Source organism: Streptomyces sp. NPDC085481 (assembly GCF_044541845.1).
Classification (GTDB): Bacteria; Actinomycetota; Actinomycetes; order Streptomycetales; family Streptomycetaceae; genus Streptomyces.
Map to the genome: position 1 here is coordinate 53,286 of NZ_JBITTJ010000004.1, position 22,410 is coordinate 75,695.

22 protein-coding genes are annotated in these 22,410 nt (G+C 71.1%); 11 read left to right on the top strand and 11 right to left on the bottom strand.

The features are described 5' to 3' along the window. Positions 1–24: 24 nt before the first annotated feature. The 6 genes from ACIGEZ_RS11140 to ACIGEZ_RS11165 form a co-directional block, all read right to left on the bottom strand. Complete coding sequence (locus ACIGEZ_RS11140) at positions 25–546, bottom strand: hypothetical protein (protein WP_399829614.1); 522 nt, start codon at positions 544–546, stop codon at positions 25–27. A 103-nt stretch (positions 547–649) separates the two neighbouring features. Continuing rightward, positions 650–1,408, bottom strand: coding sequence for a succinate dehydrogenase iron-sulfur subunit (locus tag ACIGEZ_RS11145; protein ID WP_399828820.1), 759 nt, complete (start codon positions 1,406–1,408; stop codon positions 650–652). After that, on the bottom strand, positions 1,408–3,162 hold the full coding sequence (gene sdhA, locus ACIGEZ_RS11150) for a succinate dehydrogenase flavoprotein subunit (RefSeq protein WP_399828822.1): 1,755 nt from the start codon (positions 3,160–3,162) through the stop codon (positions 1,408–1,410). The genes ACIGEZ_RS11145 and sdhA overlap by 1 nt, the downstream gene beginning before the upstream one ends. A 25-nt stretch (positions 3,163–3,187) precedes the next feature. Then, complete coding sequence (locus ACIGEZ_RS11155) at positions 3,188–3,664, bottom strand: succinate dehydrogenase hydrophobic membrane anchor subunit (RefSeq protein WP_399828824.1); 477 nt, start codon at positions 3,662–3,664, stop codon at positions 3,188–3,190. Between the two features lie 8 nt (positions 3,665–3,672). Next, positions 3,673–4,053, bottom strand: a complete 381-nt coding sequence (gene sdhC, locus ACIGEZ_RS11160) for a succinate dehydrogenase, cytochrome b556 subunit (RefSeq protein WP_123954581.1) — start codon at positions 4,051–4,053, stop codon at positions 3,673–3,675. A gap of 192 nt (positions 4,054–4,245) precedes the next feature. Beyond that, the gene (locus tag ACIGEZ_RS11165) at positions 4,246–4,752 is read right to left on the bottom strand and encodes a 2-oxo-4-hydroxy-4-carboxy-5-ureidoimidazoline decarboxylase (protein ID WP_399829617.1); all 507 of its coding nucleotides are present in this window, start codon (positions 4,750–4,752) and stop codon (positions 4,246–4,248) included. Between the two features lie 258 nt (positions 4,753–5,010). Here ACIGEZ_RS11165 and ACIGEZ_RS11170 point away from each other — a divergent pair, with 258 nt between their 5' ends. The 3 genes from ACIGEZ_RS11170 (at position 5,011) to ACIGEZ_RS11180 (ending at position 8,025) form a co-directional block, all read left to right on the top strand. After that, positions 5,011–6,633 (top strand): glycoside hydrolase family 20 protein, encoded by a 1,623-nt coding sequence (locus tag ACIGEZ_RS11170; protein WP_399828827.1) that lies wholly within the window; start codon positions 5,011–5,013, stop codon positions 6,631–6,633. 156 nt (positions 6,634–6,789) lie between these two features. Continuing rightward, entirely contained in the window at positions 6,790–7,437 is a 648-nt protein-coding gene (locus tag ACIGEZ_RS11175; protein WP_399828830.1) for a DUF4328 domain-containing protein, read from the top strand. A 66-nt stretch (positions 7,438–7,503) separates the two neighbouring features. Further along, positions 7,504–8,025 carry a hypothetical protein gene (locus ACIGEZ_RS11180; protein WP_399828832.1) on the top strand — a complete coding sequence of 174 codons (522 nt, stop codon included), beginning with the start codon at positions 7,504–7,506 and terminating at the stop codon, positions 8,023–8,025. Between the two features lie 155 nt (positions 8,026–8,180). On the opposite strand, the gene ACIGEZ_RS11185 is transcribed toward ACIGEZ_RS11180, so the two are convergent. Then, the gene (locus ACIGEZ_RS11185; protein ID WP_399828835.1) at positions 8,181–8,933 is read right to left on the bottom strand and encodes a Clp protease N-terminal domain-containing protein; all 753 of its coding nucleotides are present in this window, start codon (positions 8,931–8,933) and stop codon (positions 8,181–8,183) included. 585 nt (positions 8,934–9,518) lie between these two features. On the opposite strand from ACIGEZ_RS11185, the gene ACIGEZ_RS11190 reads away from it, so the two are divergent. After that, positions 9,519–10,232, top strand: a complete 714-nt coding sequence (locus tag ACIGEZ_RS11190; protein ID WP_399829620.1) for an RNA polymerase sigma factor — start codon at positions 9,519–9,521, stop codon at positions 10,230–10,232. Further along, entirely contained in the window at positions 10,232–11,311 is a 1,080-nt protein-coding gene (locus tag ACIGEZ_RS11195) for a hypothetical protein (RefSeq protein WP_399828838.1), read from the top strand. Before ACIGEZ_RS11190 ends, ACIGEZ_RS11195 begins: the two co-directional genes overlap by 1 nt. Before the next feature lie 198 nt (positions 11,312–11,509). On the opposite strand, the gene ACIGEZ_RS11200 is transcribed toward ACIGEZ_RS11195, so the two are convergent. Further along, positions 11,510–12,412, bottom strand: coding sequence for a L,D-transpeptidase family protein (locus tag ACIGEZ_RS11200; protein WP_399829623.1), 903 nt, complete (start codon positions 12,410–12,412; stop codon positions 11,510–11,512). Between the two features lie 151 nt (positions 12,413–12,563). Between ACIGEZ_RS11200 and ACIGEZ_RS11205 the strand changes: the two genes are divergently transcribed. The 4 genes from ACIGEZ_RS11205 (at position 12,564) to ACIGEZ_RS11220 (ending at position 16,504) form a co-directional block, all read left to right on the top strand. Beyond that, on the top strand, positions 12,564–14,144 hold the full coding sequence (locus ACIGEZ_RS11205; RefSeq protein WP_399828840.1) for a methylmalonyl-CoA mutase: 1,581 nt from the start codon (positions 12,564–12,566) through the stop codon (positions 14,142–14,144). 135 nt (positions 14,145–14,279) lie between these two features. Beyond that, on the top strand, positions 14,280–14,933 hold the full coding sequence (gene leuE / locus ACIGEZ_RS11210; RefSeq protein ID WP_399828843.1) for a leucine efflux protein LeuE: 654 nt from the start codon (positions 14,280–14,282) through the stop codon (positions 14,931–14,933). 57 nt (positions 14,934–14,990) lie between these two features. Further along, positions 14,991–15,812 (top strand): MerR family transcriptional regulator, encoded by an 822-nt coding sequence (locus ACIGEZ_RS11215; protein WP_399828846.1) that lies wholly within the window; start codon positions 14,991–14,993, stop codon positions 15,810–15,812. Positions 15,813–15,886: 74 nt separating this feature from the next. Beyond that, positions 15,887–16,504 (top strand): hypothetical protein, encoded by a 618-nt coding sequence (locus ACIGEZ_RS11220; RefSeq protein ID WP_399828849.1) that lies wholly within the window; start codon positions 15,887–15,889, stop codon positions 16,502–16,504. Between the two features lie 2 nt (positions 16,505–16,506). On the opposite strand, the gene ACIGEZ_RS11225 is transcribed toward ACIGEZ_RS11220, so the two are convergent. The 3 genes from ACIGEZ_RS11225 to ACIGEZ_RS11235 all read right to left on the bottom strand — a co-directional run bounded on the left by ACIGEZ_RS11225 (position 16,507) and on the right by ACIGEZ_RS11235 (position 19,747). Beyond that, positions 16,507–17,351 (bottom strand): IS5 family transposase gene (locus tag ACIGEZ_RS11225; protein ID WP_399828852.1). Its coding sequence is split into 2 segments (ribosomal slippage): positions 16,507–17,009 and positions 17,009–17,351, totalling 846 coding nucleotides; the frame shifts between segments, so codons are not numbered across the junction. A gap of 78 nt (positions 17,352–17,429) precedes the next feature. Next, positions 17,430–18,746 (bottom strand): polysialyltransferase family glycosyltransferase, encoded by a 1,317-nt coding sequence (locus ACIGEZ_RS11230; protein ID WP_399828854.1) that lies wholly within the window; start codon positions 18,744–18,746, stop codon positions 17,430–17,432. Continuing rightward, positions 18,743–19,747 (bottom strand): glycosyltransferase family 2 protein, encoded by a 1,005-nt coding sequence (locus tag ACIGEZ_RS11235; protein WP_399828857.1) that lies wholly within the window; start codon positions 19,745–19,747, stop codon positions 18,743–18,745. Before ACIGEZ_RS11235 ends, ACIGEZ_RS11230 begins: the two co-directional genes overlap by 4 nt. Positions 19,748–19,935: 188 nt before the next feature. Here ACIGEZ_RS11235 and ACIGEZ_RS11240 point away from each other — a divergent pair, with 188 nt between their 5' ends. Together ACIGEZ_RS11240 and ACIGEZ_RS11245 are read left to right on the top strand one after the other, a co-directional pair. Then, positions 19,936–21,219 carry a DUF6716 putative glycosyltransferase gene (locus tag ACIGEZ_RS11240; RefSeq protein ID WP_399828859.1) on the top strand — a complete coding sequence of 428 codons (1,284 nt, stop codon included), beginning with the start codon at positions 19,936–19,938 and terminating at the stop codon, positions 21,217–21,219. Further along, the gene (locus tag ACIGEZ_RS11245; RefSeq protein WP_399828862.1) at positions 21,219–22,409 is read left to right on the top strand and encodes a cytidylyltransferase domain-containing protein; all 1,191 of its coding nucleotides are present in this window, start codon (positions 21,219–21,221) and stop codon (positions 22,407–22,409) included. Before ACIGEZ_RS11240 ends, ACIGEZ_RS11245 begins: the two co-directional genes overlap by 1 nt. The last annotated feature ends 1 nt before the right edge of the window (position 22,410 follow it).

The following is a 22,410-nucleotide window of genomic DNA, read 5'->3' on the forward strand; positions in this document are numbered from 1 at the left end:
CCCCTCACGGATCCCCTCAGAGACTCACACGCTCAGCGAGCGCGCGAAGTTGAGCTGCCCCATCACCCAGTGGATCGTGTCCGGGCCGGTCGCCGGGATCATCGTCTGGTGGTGCCGGCCGCCGCTGGTCACCGTGACCTGGATGAAGCCGGTGGTCTGCTTCTCCTTCATCAGCAGGAACAGCAGTCCCAGCAGGCAGAAGATGAAGAAGATGACCGCCAGCACGATCGCGACCGTGGGCATCTTCTCCTCGGTCCGCGACATGTCCATCGCGTTCCAGACCGCGCCCTTGAGGGGCATGTTCCCGGCCGGCGTGATGATCTGGTCGCCGACCACGGTGATGTCACCGAGGCTCAGCAGCGGCGCGCCCCCGCCGGCGGCCAGCCCCGGCACGGCACCCGGCGCGTGCTGCGGAGGCACCGGCACCCCGCCCGGGACGGTCGGCTGGTACGACGGGGTCTGCGGGTACCCGTAGCCCGGCGTCCCCGCCTGCTGGCCGGGACCCCACTCGTACTCCCCCGACTTGTAAGGATTCGGCTCGCTCATATTCGGGTCGCTCATCAGTCCCCGTCCTCCACACACGTAAAAGCCCGCTTCTGCACGTCGCAGCGTACAGAAGCGGGCTTCCCCGCAGTGCAGTGACCAGGTATCAGAAACGACGCGTGATGAGCGCGCGCTTCACTTCCTGGATCGCCTTGGTGACCTCGATGCCACGCGGGCAGGCTTCCGTGCAGTTGAACGTCGTGCGGCAACGCCACACGCCGTCCTTGTCGTTCAGGATCTCCAGGCGCTGCTCGCCGGCCTCGTCACGCGAGTCGAAGATGAAACGGTGCGCGTTGACGATCGCCGCCGGGCCGAAGTACTGGCCGTCGTTCCAGAAGACCGGGCAGGACGACGTGCACGCGGCGCACAGGATGCACTTCGTCGTGTCGTCGAAGCGCTCGCGGTCCTCGGCGGACTGCAGGCGCTCGCGGGTCGGCTCGTTGCCCTTGGTGACCAGGAACGGCATGACGTCCCGGTACGCCTGGAAGAACGGCTCCATGTCCACGACCAGGTCCTTGAGGACCGTCAGGCCCTTGATGGCCTCGACCGTGATCGGCTTCTCGGGGTTGATGTCCTTGATCAGCGTCTTGCAGGCGAGCCTGTTCTTGCCGTTGATCCGCATCGCGTCCGAGCCGCAGATGCCGTGCGCGCACGAGCGGCGGAAGGTCAGCGTGCCGTCGACGTCCCACTTGATCTTGTGGAGGGCGTCGAGCACACGCTCCTTCGGGTCGATCTCGATCTGGAAGTCCTCCCAGACCGCCGCGTCCGACACCTCGGGGTTGAAGCGGCGGATCCGGAGGGTGACCGTGATGTACGGGGAGGCGGCGGACTCCGCCTCGACCTTGTCCAGTACGGGGGTAGCCATCAGTACTTACGCTCCATCGGCTGGTAGCGGGTCTGGACGACCGGCTTGTAGTCGAGACGGACGGTCTCGGAGCCGTCCTCGCCGACCTCGCGGTACGCCATGGTGTGGCGCATGAAGTTGACGTCGTCGCGGTTGGGGTAGTCCTCGCGGTAGTGACCGCCGCGGGACTCCTTGCGCGCCAGGGCCGAGACGGCCATGACCTCGGCCAGCTCGAGCAGGTTGCCCAGCTCGATGGCCTCGAGGAGGTCGGTGTTGAAGCGCTTGCCCTTGTCCTGGACGGACACGTTCTTGTAGCGCGCGCGCAGCTCGGCGATCTTCTCGACGGCCGTCTTGATGGTCTGCTCCGTGCGGAACACCATCACGTTCGCGTCCATCGTCTCCTGGAGCTCGCGACGCAGGTCGGCGACCCGCTCGTTGCCCGTGGAGTTGCGCAGGTTCTCGATCTGCGTCTCGACGAACGCGGCGGGGTCCTCCGGCAGCTCGACGTAGTCGTGCTTGGCGGAGTACTCGGCGGCGGCGATGCCGGAGCGCTTGCCGAAGACGTTGATGTCCAGCAGCGAGTTGGTGCCGAGACGGTTGGCGCCGTGCACGGAGACACAGGCGACCTCGCCGGCCGCGTACAGGCCCGGGACGACGGTGGTGTTGTCCGAGAGGACCTCACCCTCGACGTTGGTCGGGATGCCGCCCATGGCGTAGTGCGCGGTGGGCTGGATCGGGATCGGGTCCGTGTACGGCTCGATGCCGAGGTACGTACGGGCGAACTCGGTGATGTCCGGGAGCTTGGCGTCCAGCTGCTCCGGCGGGAGGTGCGTCAGGTCCAGGTAGACGTGGTCGCCCTCGGGACCGCAGCCGCGGCCCTCGCGGATCTCCGTGTAGATGGAGCGGGAGACGACGTCACGGGACGCGAGGTCCTTCATGACCGGCGCGTACTTCTCCATGAAGCGCTCGCCGTCCTTGTTGCGCAGGATGCCGCCCTCACCGCGGGCGCCCTCCGTGAGCAGGATGCCCATGCGCCAGATGCCCGTCGGGTGGAACTGGAAGAACTCCATGTCCTCCAGCGGCAGGCCACGGCGGTAGCAGGCGGCCTGGCCGTCACCGGTCAGGGTGTGGGCGTTGGACGTCACCTTGAAGAACTTGCCGGTGCCGCCGGACGCGTAGATCACGGCCTTCGCCTGGAAGACGTGGATCTCGCCGGTGGCCAGCTCGTAGGCGACCACACCGGCGGACTTCTTGACGCCGTCGACCTCGGTGATCAGCTGGTCCAGGACGTAGAACTCGTTGAAGAACTCCACGCCCTCCTTGACGCAGTTCTGGTACAGCGTCTGGAGGATCATGTGACCGGTGCGGTCCGCGGCGTAGCAGGACCGGCGGACCGGGGCCTCGCCGTGGTTGCGCGAGTGGCCGCCGAAGCGACGCTGGTCGATGGTGCCGTTGGGGGTCCGGTTGAACGGCAGACCCATCTTCTCCAGGTCGAGGACGGCGTCGATGGCCTCCTTCGCCAGGATCTCGGCGGCGTCCTGGTCGACCAGGTAGTCACCGCCCTTGACCGTGTCGAAGGTGTGCCACTCCCAGTTGTCCTCCTCCACGTTGGCGAGCGCGGCGGCCATGCCGCCCTGCGCGGCGCCCGTGTGGGAGCGGGTCGGGTAGAGCTTCGTCAGCACGGCGGTACGGCTGCGCTTCGTCGCCTCGATGGCGGCGCGCATGCCGGCGCCGCCGGCGCCGACGATGACGGTGTCGTACTTGTGGAACTTCATGACGTGGATTACCTCAGCCCCGTGCCTAGCGGATGTTCGGGTCGAAGGTGAAGATCACCAGCGTGCCCAGAAGGATGGTGAACACCGTGGCGGTGTACAGCAGGCCCTTGAGCCACAGGCGCGTGTTGGCACGCTCCGCGTAGTCGTTGATGACCGTGCGGAGGCCGTTGGCGCCGTGCAGCATCGCCAGCCACAGCATCAGCAGGTCCCAGACCTGCCAGAACGGGGACGCCCAGCGGCCGGCCACGAAGGCGAAGCCGATCTTGGAGACGCCGCCGTCCAGGAAGAGCTGGATCAGCAGGTGACCGAGGACCAGGACGACGAGGACGATGCCCGAGAGGCGCATGAAGAGCCACGCGGCCATCTCGAAGTTGCCCCGGGTCGCCCGCGGGGTCTTGCCGGTGCGCTTGCGGGGGGCCTCGATGTACGGGGCGGGGTTGTCCACGTCGTAGTGGGCGCCGCCCTCGACGGGACCGATCGCGGTAGAGGTGTCAGCAGACATGTCTGGCGTCAGCTCCCGAACAGTTCACGTGCGGCGTGGCCGAGGACGGGGTACAGCGAGCCCGCCATCAGCACGACCCAGATGCCCACGACGGTCCAGAGCATCTGCTTCTGGTAGCGCGGGCCCTTGGACCAGAAGTCCACGGCGATGACACGGAGACCGTTCAGCGCGTGGAAGAGAATGGCGGCGACGAGGCCGTACTCGAGGAGTGCGACGATCGGCGTCTTGTACGTCGCCACGACATCGTCGTACGCCTCGGGGGAGACACGGACGAGAGCGGTGTCAAGGACGTGTACGAACAGGAAGAAGAAGATGAGGACGCCGGTGACTCGATGAGCCACCCAGGACCACATTCCTTCCCGGCCGCGGTACAGCGTTCCAGCCGGCACGGAAAAACCCTCCGGGAGCGGGGATCAGGGCCGGCCGGCTTCTCTGTCGGTCAGACCCGGCCGGGTACGGTCCACCGGCCCCGGTCATCGTAGCGACGACTCGTCGGTTCGCTCGCGCGGGGTCCATCGGTGTGATCAAACAGGCACGGACGGGCTATCGTTCAGTCCCGAATCACCGCATTACGGGCGAACTCACCAGGCGGCGATCGAACGCGTGAGCCGGGTACGGGCCAGCCGGCGGAGCTCCTCGGCCGCGACGGCCCGTTCCTCCTCCGTTTCGTTGCCGAGACGTGACCGGATGCCGGCGAGGACCCGGTCGAGCCGCTCGCCCGCCGGCACGCCGTCCAGGCTGATCACGAACGCGTGCCCGAAGCTGCTCTCGTACGCGGCGTGGGCGGCGCGCAGCGCGGTCCTGGCGGCCGGCGGGGCGTCCGGGTGGGGCAGCGCCGAGGTCTCGTGGGACAGCGCCTCGTCCAGATCGGCCCCCGACAGGTCGTAGCCGGCCTCGTCGGCGGCGGCGAGGAGGGCGTCGAGGGTCGGGTACGGGCGGTGCGCGGCCACCCGTTCGGCCCAGCGGCGGCTGCCGCAGCAGCCGAGCAGCAGGGCCTCGGCGGCGGCGGGCGTGGCCGCGTTGAAGCCGCTGAGGCCGTCGGCGTGCCAGTGACGTACCCCTTGGGCAGGTATGGCCGGGGAGCCCAGGGTCCGGGAGGGGGCGTGGGTGTCGCTGGTCAGCGGGTGCTCCGGGAGCGATGGGTGAGCGGTGGGGAGAGCGTCGGAGGCGATCGGGCGAGGGATGGCCCGGGAAGCGATGGGGTGGATGTGACGCCACGCTATCGACGGGAAGGGGGATGTGTCCGACGGATGCGCGAATTTCACCTGGACGAGTGGTTTCGTCGGCGGCGTGGACGTAAGGGGCCGGGATGCCGTGCGGCGCGCCGTGAGGGAGGATTCCGAGTGATGCGGTACTCCATACGGGGGCCCCGAAGGGGCCCCGCACTCCTGGCGGCCGCGGTGGCGCTGGCCACCGTGACGGCCTGCTCGAACGGCTCCTCCCCCGGTACGGGGGCCGTGAGCGGCCCGACCGCAAAGGCCACCGCCACGAGCTCGGCACCGGCCCCGCCACCGCCGAGCCCGACACCCACGAAGACGTACCCGCTCTCCACCGCGCCCCTGACCATCCCGGCCGTCCGCTCCCACCAGGCGGCCCGCGGCCCCGGCTGGAAGCCGGGCCCGGACACCGGGGTCGTGGTCGCCGCGAAGGACGAGCAGGCCCTCGCCGACGAGGCCCGGCTGATCGCGGGCGAGCTGCGCATCCCGTACCGCGGCACGGCCGGCGCGCGCCCCGGAGACGTCAGCCTCGCGCTCGGCGGGCAGGGCGCGGCGGAGTCGTACACCCTGACCGTGCAGAACGGGGGCGTCCGCATCACCGGACCCGACCAGGCCGGCGTGTTCTACGGCACCCGCACGCTCAAACAGTCCGTCAGGTCCACCGGCGCGATAGCCGAGGGCGTGGTCGCCGACGCCCCCGCGAAGCCGCAGCGCGGGCTGATGGTCGACATCGCCCGCAAGTACTTCAGCGCCGGCTGGATCGAGGGCCGCCTGCGCGAGATGGCGGACCTGAAGCTGAACCAGCTCGGTCTGCACTTCTCCGACGACCAGGGCTTCCGCATCGCCTCCGACACCCACCCCGAGATCGTCTCCGCCCAGCACCTCAGCAAGGCGGAGGTGCGGCGGATCGTGGACCTCGCCGCGAGCCTGCACATCACCGTGGTCCCCGAGATCGACTCGCCCGGACACCTCGGCGCGGTCATCGCCGCCCACCCGGACCTCCAGCTCACCAGCGCCACCGGCCGCAAGCCGCGCGGCGCGGTCGACATCTCCAACCCGGCCTCCGCGAAGATCGTCGACGAGCTCCTGCGCGAGTACTCCGGCCTGTTCCCCGGCGCGTACTGGCACCTCGGCGCCGACGAATACGTGGCGCTGATGGCGAAGAACCCCGAGGCGACCTACCCGCAGCTGGCCCGCGCCGCGACCGCGAAGTACGGCCCCTCCGCCCGGGTCCAGGACCTGGCGACCGGCTGGCTCAACGATCGCGCTGCGGTGATGCGCCCGACCGGCAAGGCACTGCGCGCCTGGAACGACGGCTTCTTCGCCGGCGGCGTGGTGAGCCCGGACCGGGACCTCCACGTCGCCTACTGGACCGGCAAGGAGATCGGCGCCCGGACCCCCACCTCGTACCTGAGCGCGGGCCGCAAGGTGATCAACTACAACGACGAGTACCTCTACTACGTGCTCGGCCAGCCCAACGACTTCGCCTACCCCACCGGCCGCCGGATCTACGAGCAGTGGACCCCGCTGGTCATCCGCGGCACCACGCCGGTCCCCGCGCGCTACGACCCCCAGATCCTGGGCGGCAGCTTCGCCGTCTGGTGCGACCTCGCGGGCTCCCAGACCCAGGCCCAGGTGGCCGACGGCATCCGGATGCCGCTGACGGCGACCGCCCAGAAGCTGTGGGACGCGCGGAAGCCGACGGCGACCTGGGACCAGTTCCGCGCGCTCGCTATGAAGGTGCGCGGCTGATGCGCGGCTGAACAGGGCTTTTCTCCCTGGACGACGGAGCCCGCCATCGCGTACGGTCCCGCCTCGGCGGCCGGTCGGCCGCCCGGCGTTCTCGGGGGAGGGGGACGTCGATCACCGCCGATCGCTGTCGATTACCCGTGGGGGGTCCACTCCGTCATGCTCCGCAACCCGAACGGCCTGTCGTACGCCGTCGTGTCCCTGCTCGGCGTCACCGTCGTCGTCGACGTCCTCAGCCTGATCGCGACCTTCGGCGTCCGGGCCGACTTCCAAGGCGATCTGGCCGATCACCCCGACCCGGCGGGCTACGGCGGCGACATGGGCATGGCGGTCGCGGGCATCGCTCAGGGCATGCTGCTCGTGGCGACCGCGACGGTCTTCATCATCTGGTTCCACCGGCTGCGGCAGAACGCCGAGGTCTGGGCCGGCGACCTGCAGGGCCGCAGCACGGGCTGGGCGATCGGCGCCTGGTTCATCCCGGTCGCCAACCTCGTGATCCCGCGCGGCGTCGCTGCCGACATCTGGCGGGCGAGCCGCCGCGAGCCGTACGCGGCCGACGGCGGGGGCGAATTCGCGCTCCTCAACGGCTGGTGGACGCTCTTCGTCCTCGACGCGCTCGTCGGTCGCGTCGCTTCCCGGATGTACGACAAGGCCGACACCGTCGACGGGATCGTGACCGCCACGGGCTGGCTCATGACGAGCGACCTGTTGAACATCGCCGCCGCCGTGCTCGCGATCCTCTTCGTACGCAAGCTGACCTCTATGCAGCACACCAAGGCGACTGGCATCATTCCGGCCGCGCAGTGACGAAATCGCGCCAGACGGCGCAGTAGTGGAAGTACTGCGTCCGCATCGGGTGGCGAGGAGGCGTCCATGACGTCGGCGACGAGCACGAGCCTGCTGGAACTGATCGACCGGGCCGACGAGCGGAGTCTGGCCGCCGCCGGACTCGCCTGCCTGGACCGCTGTCTGCCGGTGCTCGCACCCGAGCGGACCGAGGTGCTGCGCCCCGTGTGGGCCGCGGTCGCGCGCGGTGACGGCGGCGCCTGGAGCGAGGCGGTCGCGACGGCGCGGACCGAGCTCGACGGGGAGGGTGACGGCGCGGACGAGACCGCCGCCCTCGTGCGCACCATGCTGGACGGCGCTCCCGCCGAGTGGGCCGAGGCGGCGCTGCGCAGCTGGGCGGGGCGGTGCTCCGAGGCGGCGCTCGCCGTGCACGGCCGGTACGACGCGACCGACGGCGGCCCGCTCCACGCGGGCGAACTCCGGCGCCAGCAGGCCGTCCTCGAGTCCGCTGCCCACGGCCCGACCGGGCTGCGCCGGGCCCGCGAGCTGTCGATCGAGGGCGGCCGGGTCCTGCGCGCGGTCGTCTCGCGGCGGGCGCGGACCGCCTGAGGACCGTCTGGGGCATCCCGTACGGACAAGGCGGACGGACGGGCGGACAGGACGGACAGGACGGACAGGACGGACAGGACGGACAGGACGGATAGGGCGGAGAAACGGGCAGAGCGGCAGCCGGTGTCGGCTACCGCTCCGTGTCCGTCCTCCGGTCAGGCGCCCGGCTCCGGCTCCTCGATCTTCAGCGAGGCGACGGCCTCGGCGATCTGCTGCTCGGCCCGCGCCTTGTCGAGGCCGAGGCCCGCGAGCGCGCCCTTGCCGTCCTCGAACTCGAGCAGTGCCAGCAGGATGTGCTCGGTGCCCACGTAGTTGTGGCCGAGCCGCAGGGCCTCCCGGAACGTGAGTTCCAGGACCTTCTTGGCGTCCGCGTCGTACGGGATGAGCGCGGGCACCTCCTCCACCGCCGGCGGCAGCGTCGGGGTCAGGGCCTCGCGGACCTGCTCCAGGGTGACGTCCTGCCGGCCGATCCACAGGGCCGCGAGGCCCTCCGGCTCGGCGAGCAGGCCGAGGGCGAGGTGGACGGGGGTGGTCTTGTCGTTGCGGGCGGCCGAGGCTTCGTTCTGCGCGGCCATCACGACGCTGCGGGCCCGGGGCGTGAAGCGGGCGAACCCGGCGTTCGGGTCCATCCTCGCCGCGTCGCCCTCCGTGTCGTCCTTGGGTACGAAGCGCTTCTGGACTGCCTGCCGGGTGACGCCCATGCTCTTGCCGATGTCGGTCCAGGAGGCGCCCGCGCGCCGGGCCTGGTCCACGAAGTGGCCGATGAGGTGGTCGGCGACCTCGCCGAGGTGGTCCGCCGCGATGACCGCGCCGGACAGCTGGTCGAGGGCGTCGGGGTGGGACTTCTTGATCGCTTCGATCAGGTCGTCGAGTCGCACGGGGTTGCTCATGCCGAGTGGATTCGTCATGAGTGCAACCCTAGGTTGACAGTCCATCGGTGTCAACGGTCGGTTGACACGTGGGCGGCATGTGTGGGGGCAAGGGGTTGTCATGCGGGACGGCGACGTCGCGGAGCCCTTGTGTGACAGGGGCGGATCACCGGCAACGAGATGTCTCAGTACGTCAGCCGTCGAGTGGAGCCGGCTGCTCGCCTCGAGGGCGGCGCAGGGGGATTGGCCGGAGGCGGATGGGGGGGGTGAACGCCCGGACGCGTGGGTCACGAGTCGGTCGTGCAGAAGCCTCGCGCTCCGCGTTTTGCCTGGTCACAGGCGCCGGAAAAGAAAGACGACCGGGGCCGCCACCCCCCACAGGAGAGGCCCCGGTCGTCGTCCGCGGAGCCGCAGCACGGCCCCGTATTCCTCTCAGCGCCGTGCGTGCGTTTTCTGTCACACCCGGTCGCGCCACCCGGCGTCGCCGACTGAGGTTGCAAGTTGTACAAAGAACGGACCCGCGTGGACGCGGCGCCCGAAAAGGACGTAGCGTGCTGCTGCGCCCTGGGCGGCGTGGCGGTGACGACCAGCCGCTATGAGCGTGACGACGAACAGGTGTGGGGAGTGCTGGGGGACGACGCGGAGCTGACGGCCGCAGTGCTCGCCGCGCAGAACGGCGACGAGGACGCCTTCCGCACCGTGTACCGTGCGGTGCATCCGCGGCTCCTCGGCTACATACGCACGCTGGTCGGCGAAACCGACGCCGAGGACATCGCGTCCGAGAGCTGGCTGCAGATCGCCCGTGACCTGGACCGCTTCACCGGCGACGCCGACCGCTTCCGCGGCTGGGCCGCCCGCATAGCCAGAAACCGCGCTCTCGACCACATCCGGATGCGCGGCCGCCGCCCCGCCGTGGGTGGCGACGAGACCGAACTCACCGACAAGCCCGCCGACTCCGACACCGCGGACGAGGCACTGGAAGCCCTGGCCACCGGCCGCACCATGCACCTCATCGCACAGCTCCCACAGGACCAGGCCGAGGCCGTCGTCCTGCGCGTCGTCGTCGGACTCGACGCCAAGAGCGCCGCCGACACGCTCGGCAAGCGCCCCGGCGCCGTCCGTACGGCCGCCCACCGCGGCCTCAAGAAGCTCGCCGAACTCCTCGGCGCCGCCGCTCCCGCGTACGCGGACGGCACCCTGGACGGCCCCGCCGACGGCTCCCCGGCCGATCACGCCGCCTCGCTGGACGGCGTCCCTCCGCAGCGCGGCCGCCGGTCCGGGGCCGCGGCCCCCCGCGGTGTGACGCAATCACGCGCGCGGACGCAGAAGGACATGTGATGGCCGACGAGCGGTACCCATGGCTCGACCAGGAGGCCGCGGAGCGGCTGCTGCGCGGCGAGACGGTCGACCCCGCCGACGACACGGCCCGCGCGCAGGCCCGGCTGCTGGCGCGCGCCCTCGACGCGGCCCGCACCCCCGCCGCCGTCCTCGGACCGGACGGCGAGCTGCCCGGTGAGGCCGCGGCCCTCGCCGCCTTCCGCAAGATGACCGCCGAACGCGCCGCCGAGGCCGCCGCCGTGGCGCTCGCCGCCGGATCCGCCGGGCGGGCCACCACGGCCGAGCTCGGCGCCGTACGGCTCGCGCCCGTCTCCGCGGGCCGCAGCTGGGGACGCTCCCTGCGGTACGGGCTGGCCGCCGCGCTCGCCGCCGTCACGGTCGGCGGGGTCGCCGTCGCCGCCGGTACGGGCATGCTGCCGATGACGGGCGAGCCCGCGACCGGGAGCTCCGTCACGGCCGTCGACACCCCGGACCCCGTCGCGTCCGAGTCGCCGAGCGGCGGCACCGGCACGGTGGTTCCCACCGTGCCCAGGGAGCGGGACGGGCAAACCGCCACCCCCGGCACCACGGACGGTCCCGCGACCGCCACGGCCGGACCCGGCGGGAAGGACGGCGCCACCCCGGAGCCCAGCGCGAGCACGCTGGGCAAGGACGGGAAGGGCGACATCGACCGCAGCGGGGCCGTGAAGGCCTGCCAGGAGTTCCGGGCGGGGAAGCTCGCCGACGGCGGCCGCAAGCGGCTGGCGAACGTGCTCAAGAGCGGCGAGACGGTCAAGCGGTACTGCGACCGCATCCTCGCCGGCACCCCGGACGCCGGCTCGACGTCCGCCGGCCGCACGCCCTCGGGCGGCGGCAGTGGCAACACCAACAGCGGCAGCGACTCGGGGAAGAGCTCCGGCGGCTCGGACGGCGACGACAAGGGTGACCGAGGCGGCGACCACCACGGCCACGACGGCAAGGGCGGCAACGGCGGCAAGGCCGGCGACGACCGCTACGACGGCGATGGCCGCACCGGCGACAAGGGCGACGAGCACCGCAAGAACGGCGACGGGTCCGGCCAGGACCGCCCCCGCCGATAGCCGGGAAACGCCGGGTGACACGCAGGTGTGACACTTTTCGAGCCCGCGGCGCAGTACTGAGTGAGCCGACTGGTCATCGGCGAGCGCACAGAGCCGGGGTTCCCCCCGTACCTTCGGCTCGGCGCACCGGCGCGGGTGGGGCACGTTCCCCCGGTCCCACCCGCGCCCTCTCTCTCCTCCTCGGTCAGCGCACGCGCCCTACCAGTGCACGACGACCTTGTCGCCCACCTTCACCTGCTCGAACAGGTCCGCGAGCTTCGCCTTGTCCCGGACGTTGACGCAGCCGTGCGAGGCCCCGTTGTAGCCGCGGGCCGCGAAGTCCGCCGAGTAGTGCACCGCCTGGCCGCCGCTGAAGAACATCGCGTACGGCATGGGCGTGTGGTAGATCGTCGAGGTCCACTTCTTCGCCTTCCAGCCCACGCTGAAGGTGCCCTCGCGGGTCGGGGTGTTCTCCGAACCGAAGCGCACGTCCATCGACGAGACCACCTTGCCGTCGATCATCCAGGCCAGCGTCCGGCTCTCCTTGCTGATGCACAGCACCCGCCCGGTCATGCAGCGCGGGTCCGGGGTGTCCAGCTTGTTGGTGGTGGACGGCTTCAGCTCGTCGGCGGTCGGCCGGTGCGTCATGGCGACCAGCTTCTGCCAGGTGACCTCGTCGACCGAGCCGGTCTGCGGCAGTTCCCGCTTCTTCTGGAAGGACTTCACGGCGCCCGCGGTCATCGTCCCGTAGAAGCCGGTGGGCGCCCGGTCGAAGTAGCCGATCTGCCGCAGCCGCGCCTGGAGTTCGCGGACCTGCTCGCTCTCGGAGCCGTCGCCCATGAGGACCTTGGGCTGCGGCTTCTCGCTGGTGGCCGAAGCCGTCGGCGCGGGGGAGGAGGGCTTGTCGTCACCCGACGGGGTGGCGCCGGTGGACGGCGCGGACGAGCCCGGCGCGGCGGAGGCGGAGGTGGGGGCCGGACTCACCGTGCCTCCGGCACCCCCGCCCGCCCCGCCGGCCTGGGCCGTGCAGCCGGCCGCGAGTGCCACGGCCGCGGTGGCCAGAACCGCTCTGTGGATGACGGATCTGCGTATGCCGGACCTGCGTATGCCGGACCTGCGCATGACGGATGACGAACGCTTCATCGGAGCCCCCCGGGAAGAATGACGTGTGTACGAAGTGATGCTTCCCGTGCGCGAGCGGTTGCGCACGTGACCGAAAAGAGACGGGCATGCTGTGAGGTAGCAGTCGCCGGTCGATCGGGAGGCACAGCACATGGCGCGCGAGTCGGAGTCGGGGCTCCCCATCGAGCCGGTCTACGGACCGGACGCCCTGGACGGATGGGACCCCGCCGAGAAGCTGGGCGAGCCGGGCGCGTACCCCTTCACCCGCGGTGTGTACCCGTCGATGTACACCGGCCGGCCCTGGACCATGCGGCAGTACGCCGGCTTCGGCACCGCCGTCGAGTCCAACGCCCGCTACAAGCAGCTCATCGCCAACGGCACCATGGGACTTTCGGTCGCCTTCGACCTGCCGACCCAGATGGGCCACGACTCCGACGCGCCCCTCGCGCACGGCGAGGTCGGCAAGGTCGGCGTCGCCATCGACTCGGTCGACGACATGCGGGTGCTGTTCGACGGGATCCCGCTCGACCGGGTGTCGACCTCGATGACCATCAACGCGCCCGCCGCGCTGCTGCTCCTGCTCTACCAACTCGTCGGCGAGGAGCAGGGCGTCCCGTCCGACCGGCTCACCGGCACCATCCAGAACGACGTGCTGAAGGAGTACATCGCCCGCGGCACGTACATCTTCCCGCCCAAGCCCTCGCTGCGGCTCATCGCGGACATCTTCAAGTACTGCAGGGCCGAGATCCCGAAGTGGAACACCATCTCCATCTCCGGCTACCACATGGCCGAGGCCGGCGCCTCGCCCGCGCAGGAGATCGCCTTCACCCTCGCCGACGGCATCGAGTACGTCCGTACCGCCGTCGCCGCCGGCATGGACGTGGACGACTTCGCCCCCCGGCTCTCCTTCTTCTTCGTGGCCCGGACGACGATCCTGGAGGAGGTCGCCAAGTTCCGGGCGGCCCGCCGGATCTGGGCCCGGGTCATGAAGGAGGAGTTCGGCGCGAAGGACCCCAAGTCGCTGATGCTCCGCTTCCACACCCAGACCGCCGGCGTGCAGCTCACCGCCCAGCAGCCCGAGGTCAACCTGGTGCGGGTGGCCGTCCAGGGCCTTGCGGCCGTCCTCGGCGGTACGCAGTCGCTGCACACCAACTCCTTCGACGAGGCCATCGCCCTGCCCACCGACAAGTCCGCCCGCCTCGCCCTGCGCACCCAGCAGGTCCTCGCCTACGAGACCGATGTCACCGCCACGGTCGACCCCTTCGCCGGCTCGTACGTCGTCGAGAGGATGACGGACGACGTCGAGGCGGCCGCGCTGGAGCTGATGCGGAAGGTCGAGGACCTGGGCGGCGCGGTCAGCGCGATCGAGCGCGGCTTCCAGAAGAACGAGATCGAGCGCTCCGCCTACCGCATCGCGCAGGAGACCGACAGCGGCGAACGGGTCGTCGTCGGCGTCAACCGCTACACCGTCGACGTCGAGGAGCCCTACGAGCCGCTGCGCGTCGACCCGGCGATCGAGGCCCAGCAGGCCGCACGCCTCGCGAAACTGCGCGCCGAGCGGGACCGGCCGGCCGTGGACGCGGCCCTCGCCGAACTGAGGAAGGCGGCGCAGGGCACGGACAACGTGCTCTACCCGATGAAGGCCGCCCTCAGGGCCCGGGCCACGGTCGGCGAGGTCTGCGCGGCCCTGCGCGAGGTCTGGGGCACGTACGTCCCGACCGACGCGTTCTAGGGCCCGTCCCCCAAGGCTTGTCCGCCCCAGTCTTGTCCGCCCCAGGCCTGTCCCCCCAAGGCCTGTCCGGCGGACGTATTCCGCATCGCGAAACACGAAAGCGGAGTGTCGTACCCACGTGCGAGACTCCGCTCCATGCTGGGTGTCACCGATCTGCCGACCTATCTCGCGGGCCTCGTCCTCATCATCCTTCTGCCGGGGCCGAACTCGCTGTACGTGCTGTCCGTCGGCGCCCGCAAGGGCACCAGGACCGGATACAAGGCCGCGGCCGGCGTGTTCACCGGCGACGCCGTCCTGATGACGCTGGCCGCGCTCGGCGCCGCTTCGCTGCTGCAGACCACGCCGCTGCTCTTCATGATCGTGAAGTACGCGGGCGCGGGCTATCTGACCTGGATGGCGATCGGGATGCTGCGGGCCGCGTGGAGCATGTGGCGCACCCGGGGCGAGGCGCTCGCCCGGGAGCCCGAGCCGGCCACCGCCGGGCCCGGTGAGCACCCTTACCGCCGTGCGCTGATCATCAGCCTCTTCAACCCGAAGGCGATCCTGTTCCTTATCTCCTTCTTCGTGCAGTTCGTGGACCCGTCGTACGCCTACCCGGCGCTGTCGTTCCTCGTCCTCGGCACCCTGCTCCAGCTCGGCAGCTTCCTCTACCTCACGATGCTGATATTCGGCGGGACGCGTCTCGCCGCCGCGTTCCGGCGCCGCCGCCGGCTGTCCGCCGGGGCCACCTCGGCCGCGGGCGCGCTCTTCCTCGGCTTCGCCGCGAAGCTCTCGCTCGGCTCCGCCTGACCCCGGGACCCCCGTCTTGACCCTGACACCGTGTGAGGGCGTGTCGTAGGGAGCGTCATGTTCACCATCGGAGACTTCGCCCGGCACGGGCGGGTGTCGGTCCGCATGCTGCGCCACTACGACGCCATCGGACTGCTGCGCCCGGCCCGCGTCGACCCGCACAGCGGATACCGCTTCTACGAGGCGGCCCAGCTCGCCCGGCTCAACCGTGTCATCGCGCTCAAGGAGCTCGGCTTCACCCTCGAACAGGTGCAGTCGATCCTCGACGAGCAGGTCGGCGCGGAGCAGCTGCGCGGGATGCTGCGGCTGCGCCGGGCCGAGCTGGAGACCGCCGCCGCGGAGGCGGCGGCCCGGCTCGCCCGGGTCGGTGCGCGGCTCCGAGCCATCGAGAGCGAGGGACGCATGTCCACCCAGGACGTCGTCGTGAAGAAGGTTCCCGCGGTCCGGCTCGCCGAGCTCAGCGCAATCGCGGCGAGCTTCGGCCCGGCCGACATCAGCCCGGTCATCGGGCCGCTGTACGACGAGCTGTGCGGCCGCCTGGAGGCGGCCGGCGTGACCGGTCACGGACCCGGGATCGCCTACTACGAGGACGCCGGCCGGGGCGACGGCTCCGTCGTCGTGCACACCGGCATGACCGTGCCCGAGGGCACGGCCGTGGAGGGCGTCGACGTGCTCGTGCTGCCCGGTCTGGAGGAGGCGGCCACCGTCGTCCACCGCGGCTCGATGGACGAGATCCTGCCGACTGCGCAGACCCTGGCGAGTTGGATCGACACCAACGGCTACGAGTCGGCCGGCTACGCCCGCGAGCTGTACCTGGAGTGCCCGCAGGACCGCTCCGCCTGGGTGACCGAACTCCAGGAGCCGGTCACCCGGGCCTAGGGGGTGTCTTCTGGATCAAGTCCGGGGGAGAGTAATGCCTGGTCTGGGGGAGGCTAGCCCGGCATCATCACGGCATGGGTAAGGACATCTGGGGCTTCATCGAGTGCCACCGTGAGTATCGAGACCATGAGGCGGACTCGTTCTGGCACGCCACCATCGACCTGGACCACCTGAAGGTGCCGAGGAACTACGACGCCTTTGGCTGTCTGTTCGGCGTCTGCGACAACGAACAGTTCGTGCCGGTGGCCCCTGTCCGTGGACTGCCCGCCGACGCGTCGAACCGTGTCCGCGACGGCCATGAGACGACGGCCGGGCGAAGCGCGAGCTGGGTCAGCTGGGCAGAGATCAAGCGGGTCAACTGGGATGAGGAGTCTGCCGAGCCCGATGCCTACATCCGCGAGTACTACCGTGATCCGCAAGGCGACTGGCAGTTCCTCCAGCGGCACTACTCCGCTCCTCAGCGATTCGTCGACCTCTGCGGACAGCCGGCTCACATCGCGGTCCGACCCAAGCTGCACTTCCCGGAGGGCTCCCAGTGGATCGATGGAGACCAGATGTTCCGTGTTGAGCGCCTCAGGCGCCGCGACGCAGTGCCGGACCATGAGTGGGGCCCCGTCTGGACCGTCATGCGCACCCTCGCCGAACTCCACGGCGACCACGACGTCAGGCTGGTCGTCTGGTTCGACGACTGACGTCACCTCGCGGCCCAGATGAAGATCCCGGCGATGTGGAGTGCGGCGAGGTAGATCGTGGCGGTCTTGTCGTATCGGGTGGCGAGCCCGCGCCACTGCTTGAGGCGATTGATGCATCGCTCTACGGTGTTGCGCTGCTTGTAGGCGTCGCGATCAAACGCGGGAGGCCGACCTCCAGCTTTTCCGCGTCGCATGCGATTCGCGACCTGGTCCACAGGCTGAGGAATCACCGCTCTGATGCCACGTCGTCGCAGGTAACCACGAATTGCGCGAGACGAGTACGCCTTGTCCGCCAAGACCACGCGCGGGGTTGTACGGGGTCGACCGAGAGCACGAGGCACTCTCAAGCAGGCCATCACCTGCTCAAAAGCTGGTGCGTCACCGGCCTGGCCGGGCGTGACGGTGAAGGCTAGCGGGCGACAGCGGCTGTCCGCGACGAGGTGGATCTTGGTGGTTAAGCCGCCGCGGGAGCGTCCGAGGGCATGATGGACCGGCTCGCCGGCCGGGCCCCCTTTTGACGGGCTCCGGCGGCGTGCTGATGAGCGCGGACGATCGTGGAGTCGACCGCGACGACCCAGTCGAGGTCGCCTTCGGCGTCGGCATGGGCGAGCAGCGTGGTGAAGACCTTCTCCCAGGTCCCGTCGGCGGCCCACTTCCGTAGCCGGTTGTGGGCGCCCTTCCACGAGCCGAAGTGCTCGGGCAGGTCCATCCACGGTGTCCCGGTGCGGTACTTGAACGCGATCGCGTCGATCACCTGCCGGTGATCACGCCACCGCCCACCCCGCCGAGGTGTCCGGTCCGGCAGCAACGGCTCGATCCTCGCCCACTGGGCATCAGTCAACGACACGCATCAACCAACGATCGGATGATCCGAAGGAAACGACCTAGGCGTGTCGTCCCGGGGGTGTCTCGCCGGGCACGGCCATCAGCGCCCCAGCGCCCGCCGCTTCAGCTTCAGGGCGCGGCGGGCGAGGCGGCGGATGCGGGGGTGCCGGGGGACCGGGAGGCCGCCGGGCAGGCCAAGGGAGGTGAGCCGGCGGCGGGTGAAGTGGTGCCGGGTCGCTGCCGCGAGGGGTCCGGAGAGGTGCCGTACGGCCGCTTCCCGCAGGTCCGCGCGGATCTTCGGCTGCATCGCGAAGCCGACGGCGGCGACCAGACCCGCGAGCTCGGCCGTGTTCGGCGCCGGCCGCTCCTCGCCGGCCTCCAGGTCGGGGACGAGCGTGTCCACCAGGGCCAGCGGCACCCGGTTGCTGTTCTGGTACGGCGAGAGCCGGGCCAGCAACGGCCTGGTGCCGACCCGTGCGGTCCTGATCCCGTAGAAGCCGCTCGCCGTCATCAGCGCCGTGGAGAAGCAGCCCACCACCAGCGCGGGCCGCAGCTCCCGGTAGAGCACCTCGGCCAGCACCGGCCGGTCCTCCACCGTCAGCTCGGCGCCCAGTGCCTCGGCCTCCTTCACCAGCGCCTTCGACCAGGCGTCGGGAGCCGTCGGGTGCGGCTTGAAGACGAGCCGGCGGTGGCCGCGGGCGACCGCGCCGCGCACCATCCGCAGGTGCAGCTCGCCCTCCTCGGCGGCGGTGAGCAGGGACAGCGCCGCCAGGTACTGGCCGAGCAGCAGCGCCGGGCCCTCGCCCGCGTCCGCACCGCTCGGCGCGGGCCCGGACAGCTCCTCGACGACCTTGGTGAAGGCCTCGGTCGGCACGAGCTCGGCGACCGCCCCGAACTCCGCGAGCAGCAGCGGGCCGAGCCCGGGCACCAGGTCCAGGTGGAGCAGCCGGCGCACCCGCTCGCCGACCAGCGGGTCGATCTTGTTGCGGGTCGGCCCGTAGCTCATCAGCCCGTCCGCGTACACGTCGATGGCCGCCTCCGGGAAGAGCTGGGCGATCGTCAGGGCGGGCGCCACCTGGAGCGACTCCACGACCAGTTCGATCCGGTCGTCGCCGAGCTCCCACAGCCGCCGCAGATGGCGCTGGAGCAGCGGCAGGTCGTCGGCGCGCGGAGTCCAGCCGCCGGGGTGCAGCGGCTCGATCGTCTCGTTCCAGTCGAGGACGGTGTCGAACCGGCCGCGCAGCGCCTCGAAGCCGGGCATCGCGTCGAGAGGCGTGGTGGTCTCCGGCACGGCCGCGTTGGTGGAGACGAGCAGCACGCGCCGGTCGGCCGTCCGGAAGCAGCCGCTGTCCAGGGCGGCGGCGATCGTGGCGGCGCCGTAGAGGGTCGAGGCGTAGAAGATCTGAGTGGTGCTCATGCGGCCGCCACCTCCGCCGGGGCCGGCGCGGCGGGGGCCGGTGCGGGCCGGCGCCGTTTCAGGCGGCGCAGTGCGGTCGCCCGGTCGTCGCCCATCGCGGTGAGCGCCTCGCCGAGGACGTCCTGCGGCATCCGCCGTAGCGCCCCCGCGCTCATCGCGCGCAATTGCCGTCCGACCGAGGGTTCGAATTTGGCCATGTTTCCGATGTGATGGGAAATCACCGCGCAATAGGTCCGCACGGCCTTGGGAAGAAGCTTGTCGGCATCCGGATCGTTCATTGTCTCCTCGATCACCTGGTCGAATGCGCGAAGGAAATCGAGCTGCCGGACATCGCCGATCTGGGTGAGCGAGGTGGCGACCCCGCGCCGATAGAAAAGACCCAGGTCGCCGGTGACGGCGAAGGATTCCGCCTCCCGGTGCAGCCGCCAGATCCACGGCCGGTCCTCCGCCGTCCGCAGTCCGTGCGGGAAGTGCAGGAGACCCCGGTCGAGCAGCCGCCGGTGGTAGAGGCCGGCCCAGGCGTACGGGTAGTCCACCGACGTCGTCCGGTCGGCCGGCAGGATCGCGTCCCGCGGCCGCAGCACCACGCCGCGCCGCCCCACCGGCACCCGCCGCACCGAGCGGCTGCGGCCGGTCACCCGGACGTGGTCGGTGCGCAGGAAGTCGCAGCCGAGCCCGTCCATGGTGGCGACGAGGCCCGCGTAGTAGCCGGGGGAGAGCCAGTCGTCACCGTCCAGGAAGGCCAGGTACTCGCCGCGGGCCGCGTCCAGGCCGGTGTTGCGGGCGGTCGCGAGCCCCTCGTTCCGCGCGTGCCGGATGTGCACCGCCCCGGGGATCTCGCGCGCGGCGCGTTCCAGGATCTCCGGGGTCCCGTCCGTCGAACAGTCGTCGACCAGCAGGAACTCGAAGTCCTCGCGGGCGTTCGCGCGCAGGCTTCGGAGGGCGTCGGGGGCGTATGTCTGCACGTTGAAGAACGGCACGACGACGGAGAGCTTGACCACGGAATCGACGCTAGGCGCCGCCCCGGCATTCGTCCTGTCCGCCAGAGGGATGCTCGGTGAACACAAAGCGGCGGGCCACTTAACCACCACTGATCCTGTCCGTTTCCCGCAATGCGTCATGGTGCTGTTAACCATTTGTTGTGGCTCAGTTGGGCCGCCAATCCCCCTGCCCTCCTAGCGTCCTCGACGTGCCATCACGTACCGATCGAGCGGCGCGCGTCGCCGTACTCGCCGACTCCGACACCCGGTGGAAATGGGGCGTGCTCACCGCACGCAGAATCACCACCGGAAACGCCGGAACAGTCGACCCCACCGGATTCGTCCTGCGCGGCCGGGCCACCCCCACCGCACGGCAGCTCGCCGAGACCGGGGTGTCGCCCGTCGCCCCGCGCGAGGTGACCGGGGCGGAGTTCCTGCGCGAGGTACGCGACGGCGACTACGACCTGATCGTCCTCGCCCTCGTCGGCGGCACCGTCCGGGCCGTCCTCCAGGGCCTCGCCGACCTCGGTCTCGAACGCCGCCCGGTGATCGTCACCGGCTATGTCGGCGTCGTCTACGAGAAGCTCGCCGACGGGCTGCTGCTGCGCCACGGCGCCGACCTCGTCCTCGCCAACTCGCGCCACGACGCCGAGCGCTTCCGCGCCGTGTACGAGGGCGTCGGCGCCGACGCGGACGCGGTCGTCGAGGCCGCGCTGCCCTTCCTGGGCGGCGCCCCGCACACCCCCGAGGCCGGCCGCGACACCCTCGTCTTCGCCGCCCAGCCCTCCGTGCCCGCGACCAGGGCCGAGCGCGCCTACGTGCTGCGCCGCCTGGTCGAGCACGCCCGGCTCCACCCGGACCGCGAGGTGCTGCTCAAGCTGCGCTCCAAGCCCGGCGAGCACACCACGCACCTGGAGGAGTTCCCGTACCAGAAGCTGGTGCGCGAGCTCGACGTCCCGCCGAACTTCCGTCTCGTGTACGGGCACATGGGCGAGGTCCTGGACCGCACCGACCTGCTGGTCACCGTCTCCTCCACGGCCGCCCTGGAAGCCCTGCACCGGCGCATCCCCACCGCGATCCTCACCGACCTCGGGGTGCGCGAGGCGCTCGGCAACCACCACTTCATCGGCTCCGGGCTCCTCACCTCCTTCGACCGCCTCGACAAGGGGGTCGTCCCGCAGCCCGACGAACCGTGGCTGGCCCGCCAGGGCGTCGCCTCGGACGGCTCGTACGAGCAGGCCTTCGACGCCGCCCGTGACCGGGTCGCCGAGCTGCTCGACCGGCCGGCGCTGCCCCCGGTCGCCCCGTACTACACGGCCGAGACGGCCCCCGGCTATCTGCCGGCCATCCTCGCCCGCCACCGCCTCGACCTCACCGCGCCCGAGCCCCGCGAGAGCGGGGTGCGCCGGATCGTCCGCGAGGTGGCGCGCGGCGCCTACCGCCACGGCGTCCAGCGCGTGGCCCCCGTCATCCGCCGCCTGGGAGAACTCTGATGACACCGCAGTCGCCGACCGTCCTCGCCGTGATCCCCGCCCGGGGCGGCTCCAAGGGCGTCCCCGGCAAGAACCTCGCCGCGGTGGCCGGAATCCCGCTGGTCGCCCGCGCGGTGCGGGCCTGCCTGAGCGCCCCGCTCGTCACCGCCGTCGTCGTCTCCACCGACGACCCGGGCATCGCGGCGGCCGCCCGCTCGTACGGTGCGGAGGCGGTGCACCGCCCCGCCGCGATCGCCGGCGACACCGCCACCAGCGAGTCGGCCGTCCTGCACGCCATGGACGCGTACGAGGCCACCTCGGGCCACCGCCCGGACGTCGTCCTCCTCGTCCAGTGCACCAGCCCCTTCCTCTCCCCCGAAGAGGTGGACGAGGCCGTCGCGAAGGTCGTCTCCGGCGAGGCCGACACCGCCCTGACGGCCGCCCCGACCCACGGCTTCCTGTGGAAGGAGGAGACCGACGGCGCCACCGGGGTCAACCACGACAAGGCCCACCGCCCACGCCGCCAGGACCGGCGGCCCGAGTACCTGGAGACCGGCGCCGTCTACGCCATGGCCGCCGAGGGCTTCCGTACCCACCGGCACCGCTTCTTCGGCCGCACCGCGCTCGTCGTCACCGACCCCGCCCGGGTCCTGGAGATCGACGACCCGCACGACCTCGCCCGGGCCCGCGCGCTCGCCCCGCTGCTCGACACCCCGGCCGCCCCGGCGCTCGCCGACGTCGACGCCGTGGTCCTGGACTTCGACGGCACCCAGACCGACGACCGCGTCCACATCGACGCGGACGGCCGCGAGTTCGTCTCCGTACACCGAGGCGACGGCCTCGGCATCGCCGCCCTGCGCAAGGCCGGCGTCCCGCTGCTGATCCTCTCCTCCGAGCAGAACCCCGTCGTCGCCGCCCGCGCACGCAAGCTGCGGATCCCCGTGCTGCACGGCGTGGACCGCAAGGACCTCGCCCTCAAGCAGTGGTGCGACGAGCAGGGCATCGACCCCCAGCGCGTGCTCTACGCCGGCAACGACGTCAACGACCTCCCCTGCTTCCACCTCGTCGGCTGGCCCGTCGCGGTGGGCAGTGCCCACGACTCCGTACGGGCCGCCGCCCGCGCGGTGACCGAAACGCCCGGCGGCTTCGGAGCGATCCGCGAGATCGCCGCCTGGCTCCTCGGACCCCAGCTCGACACCCCCAACCGCTAAG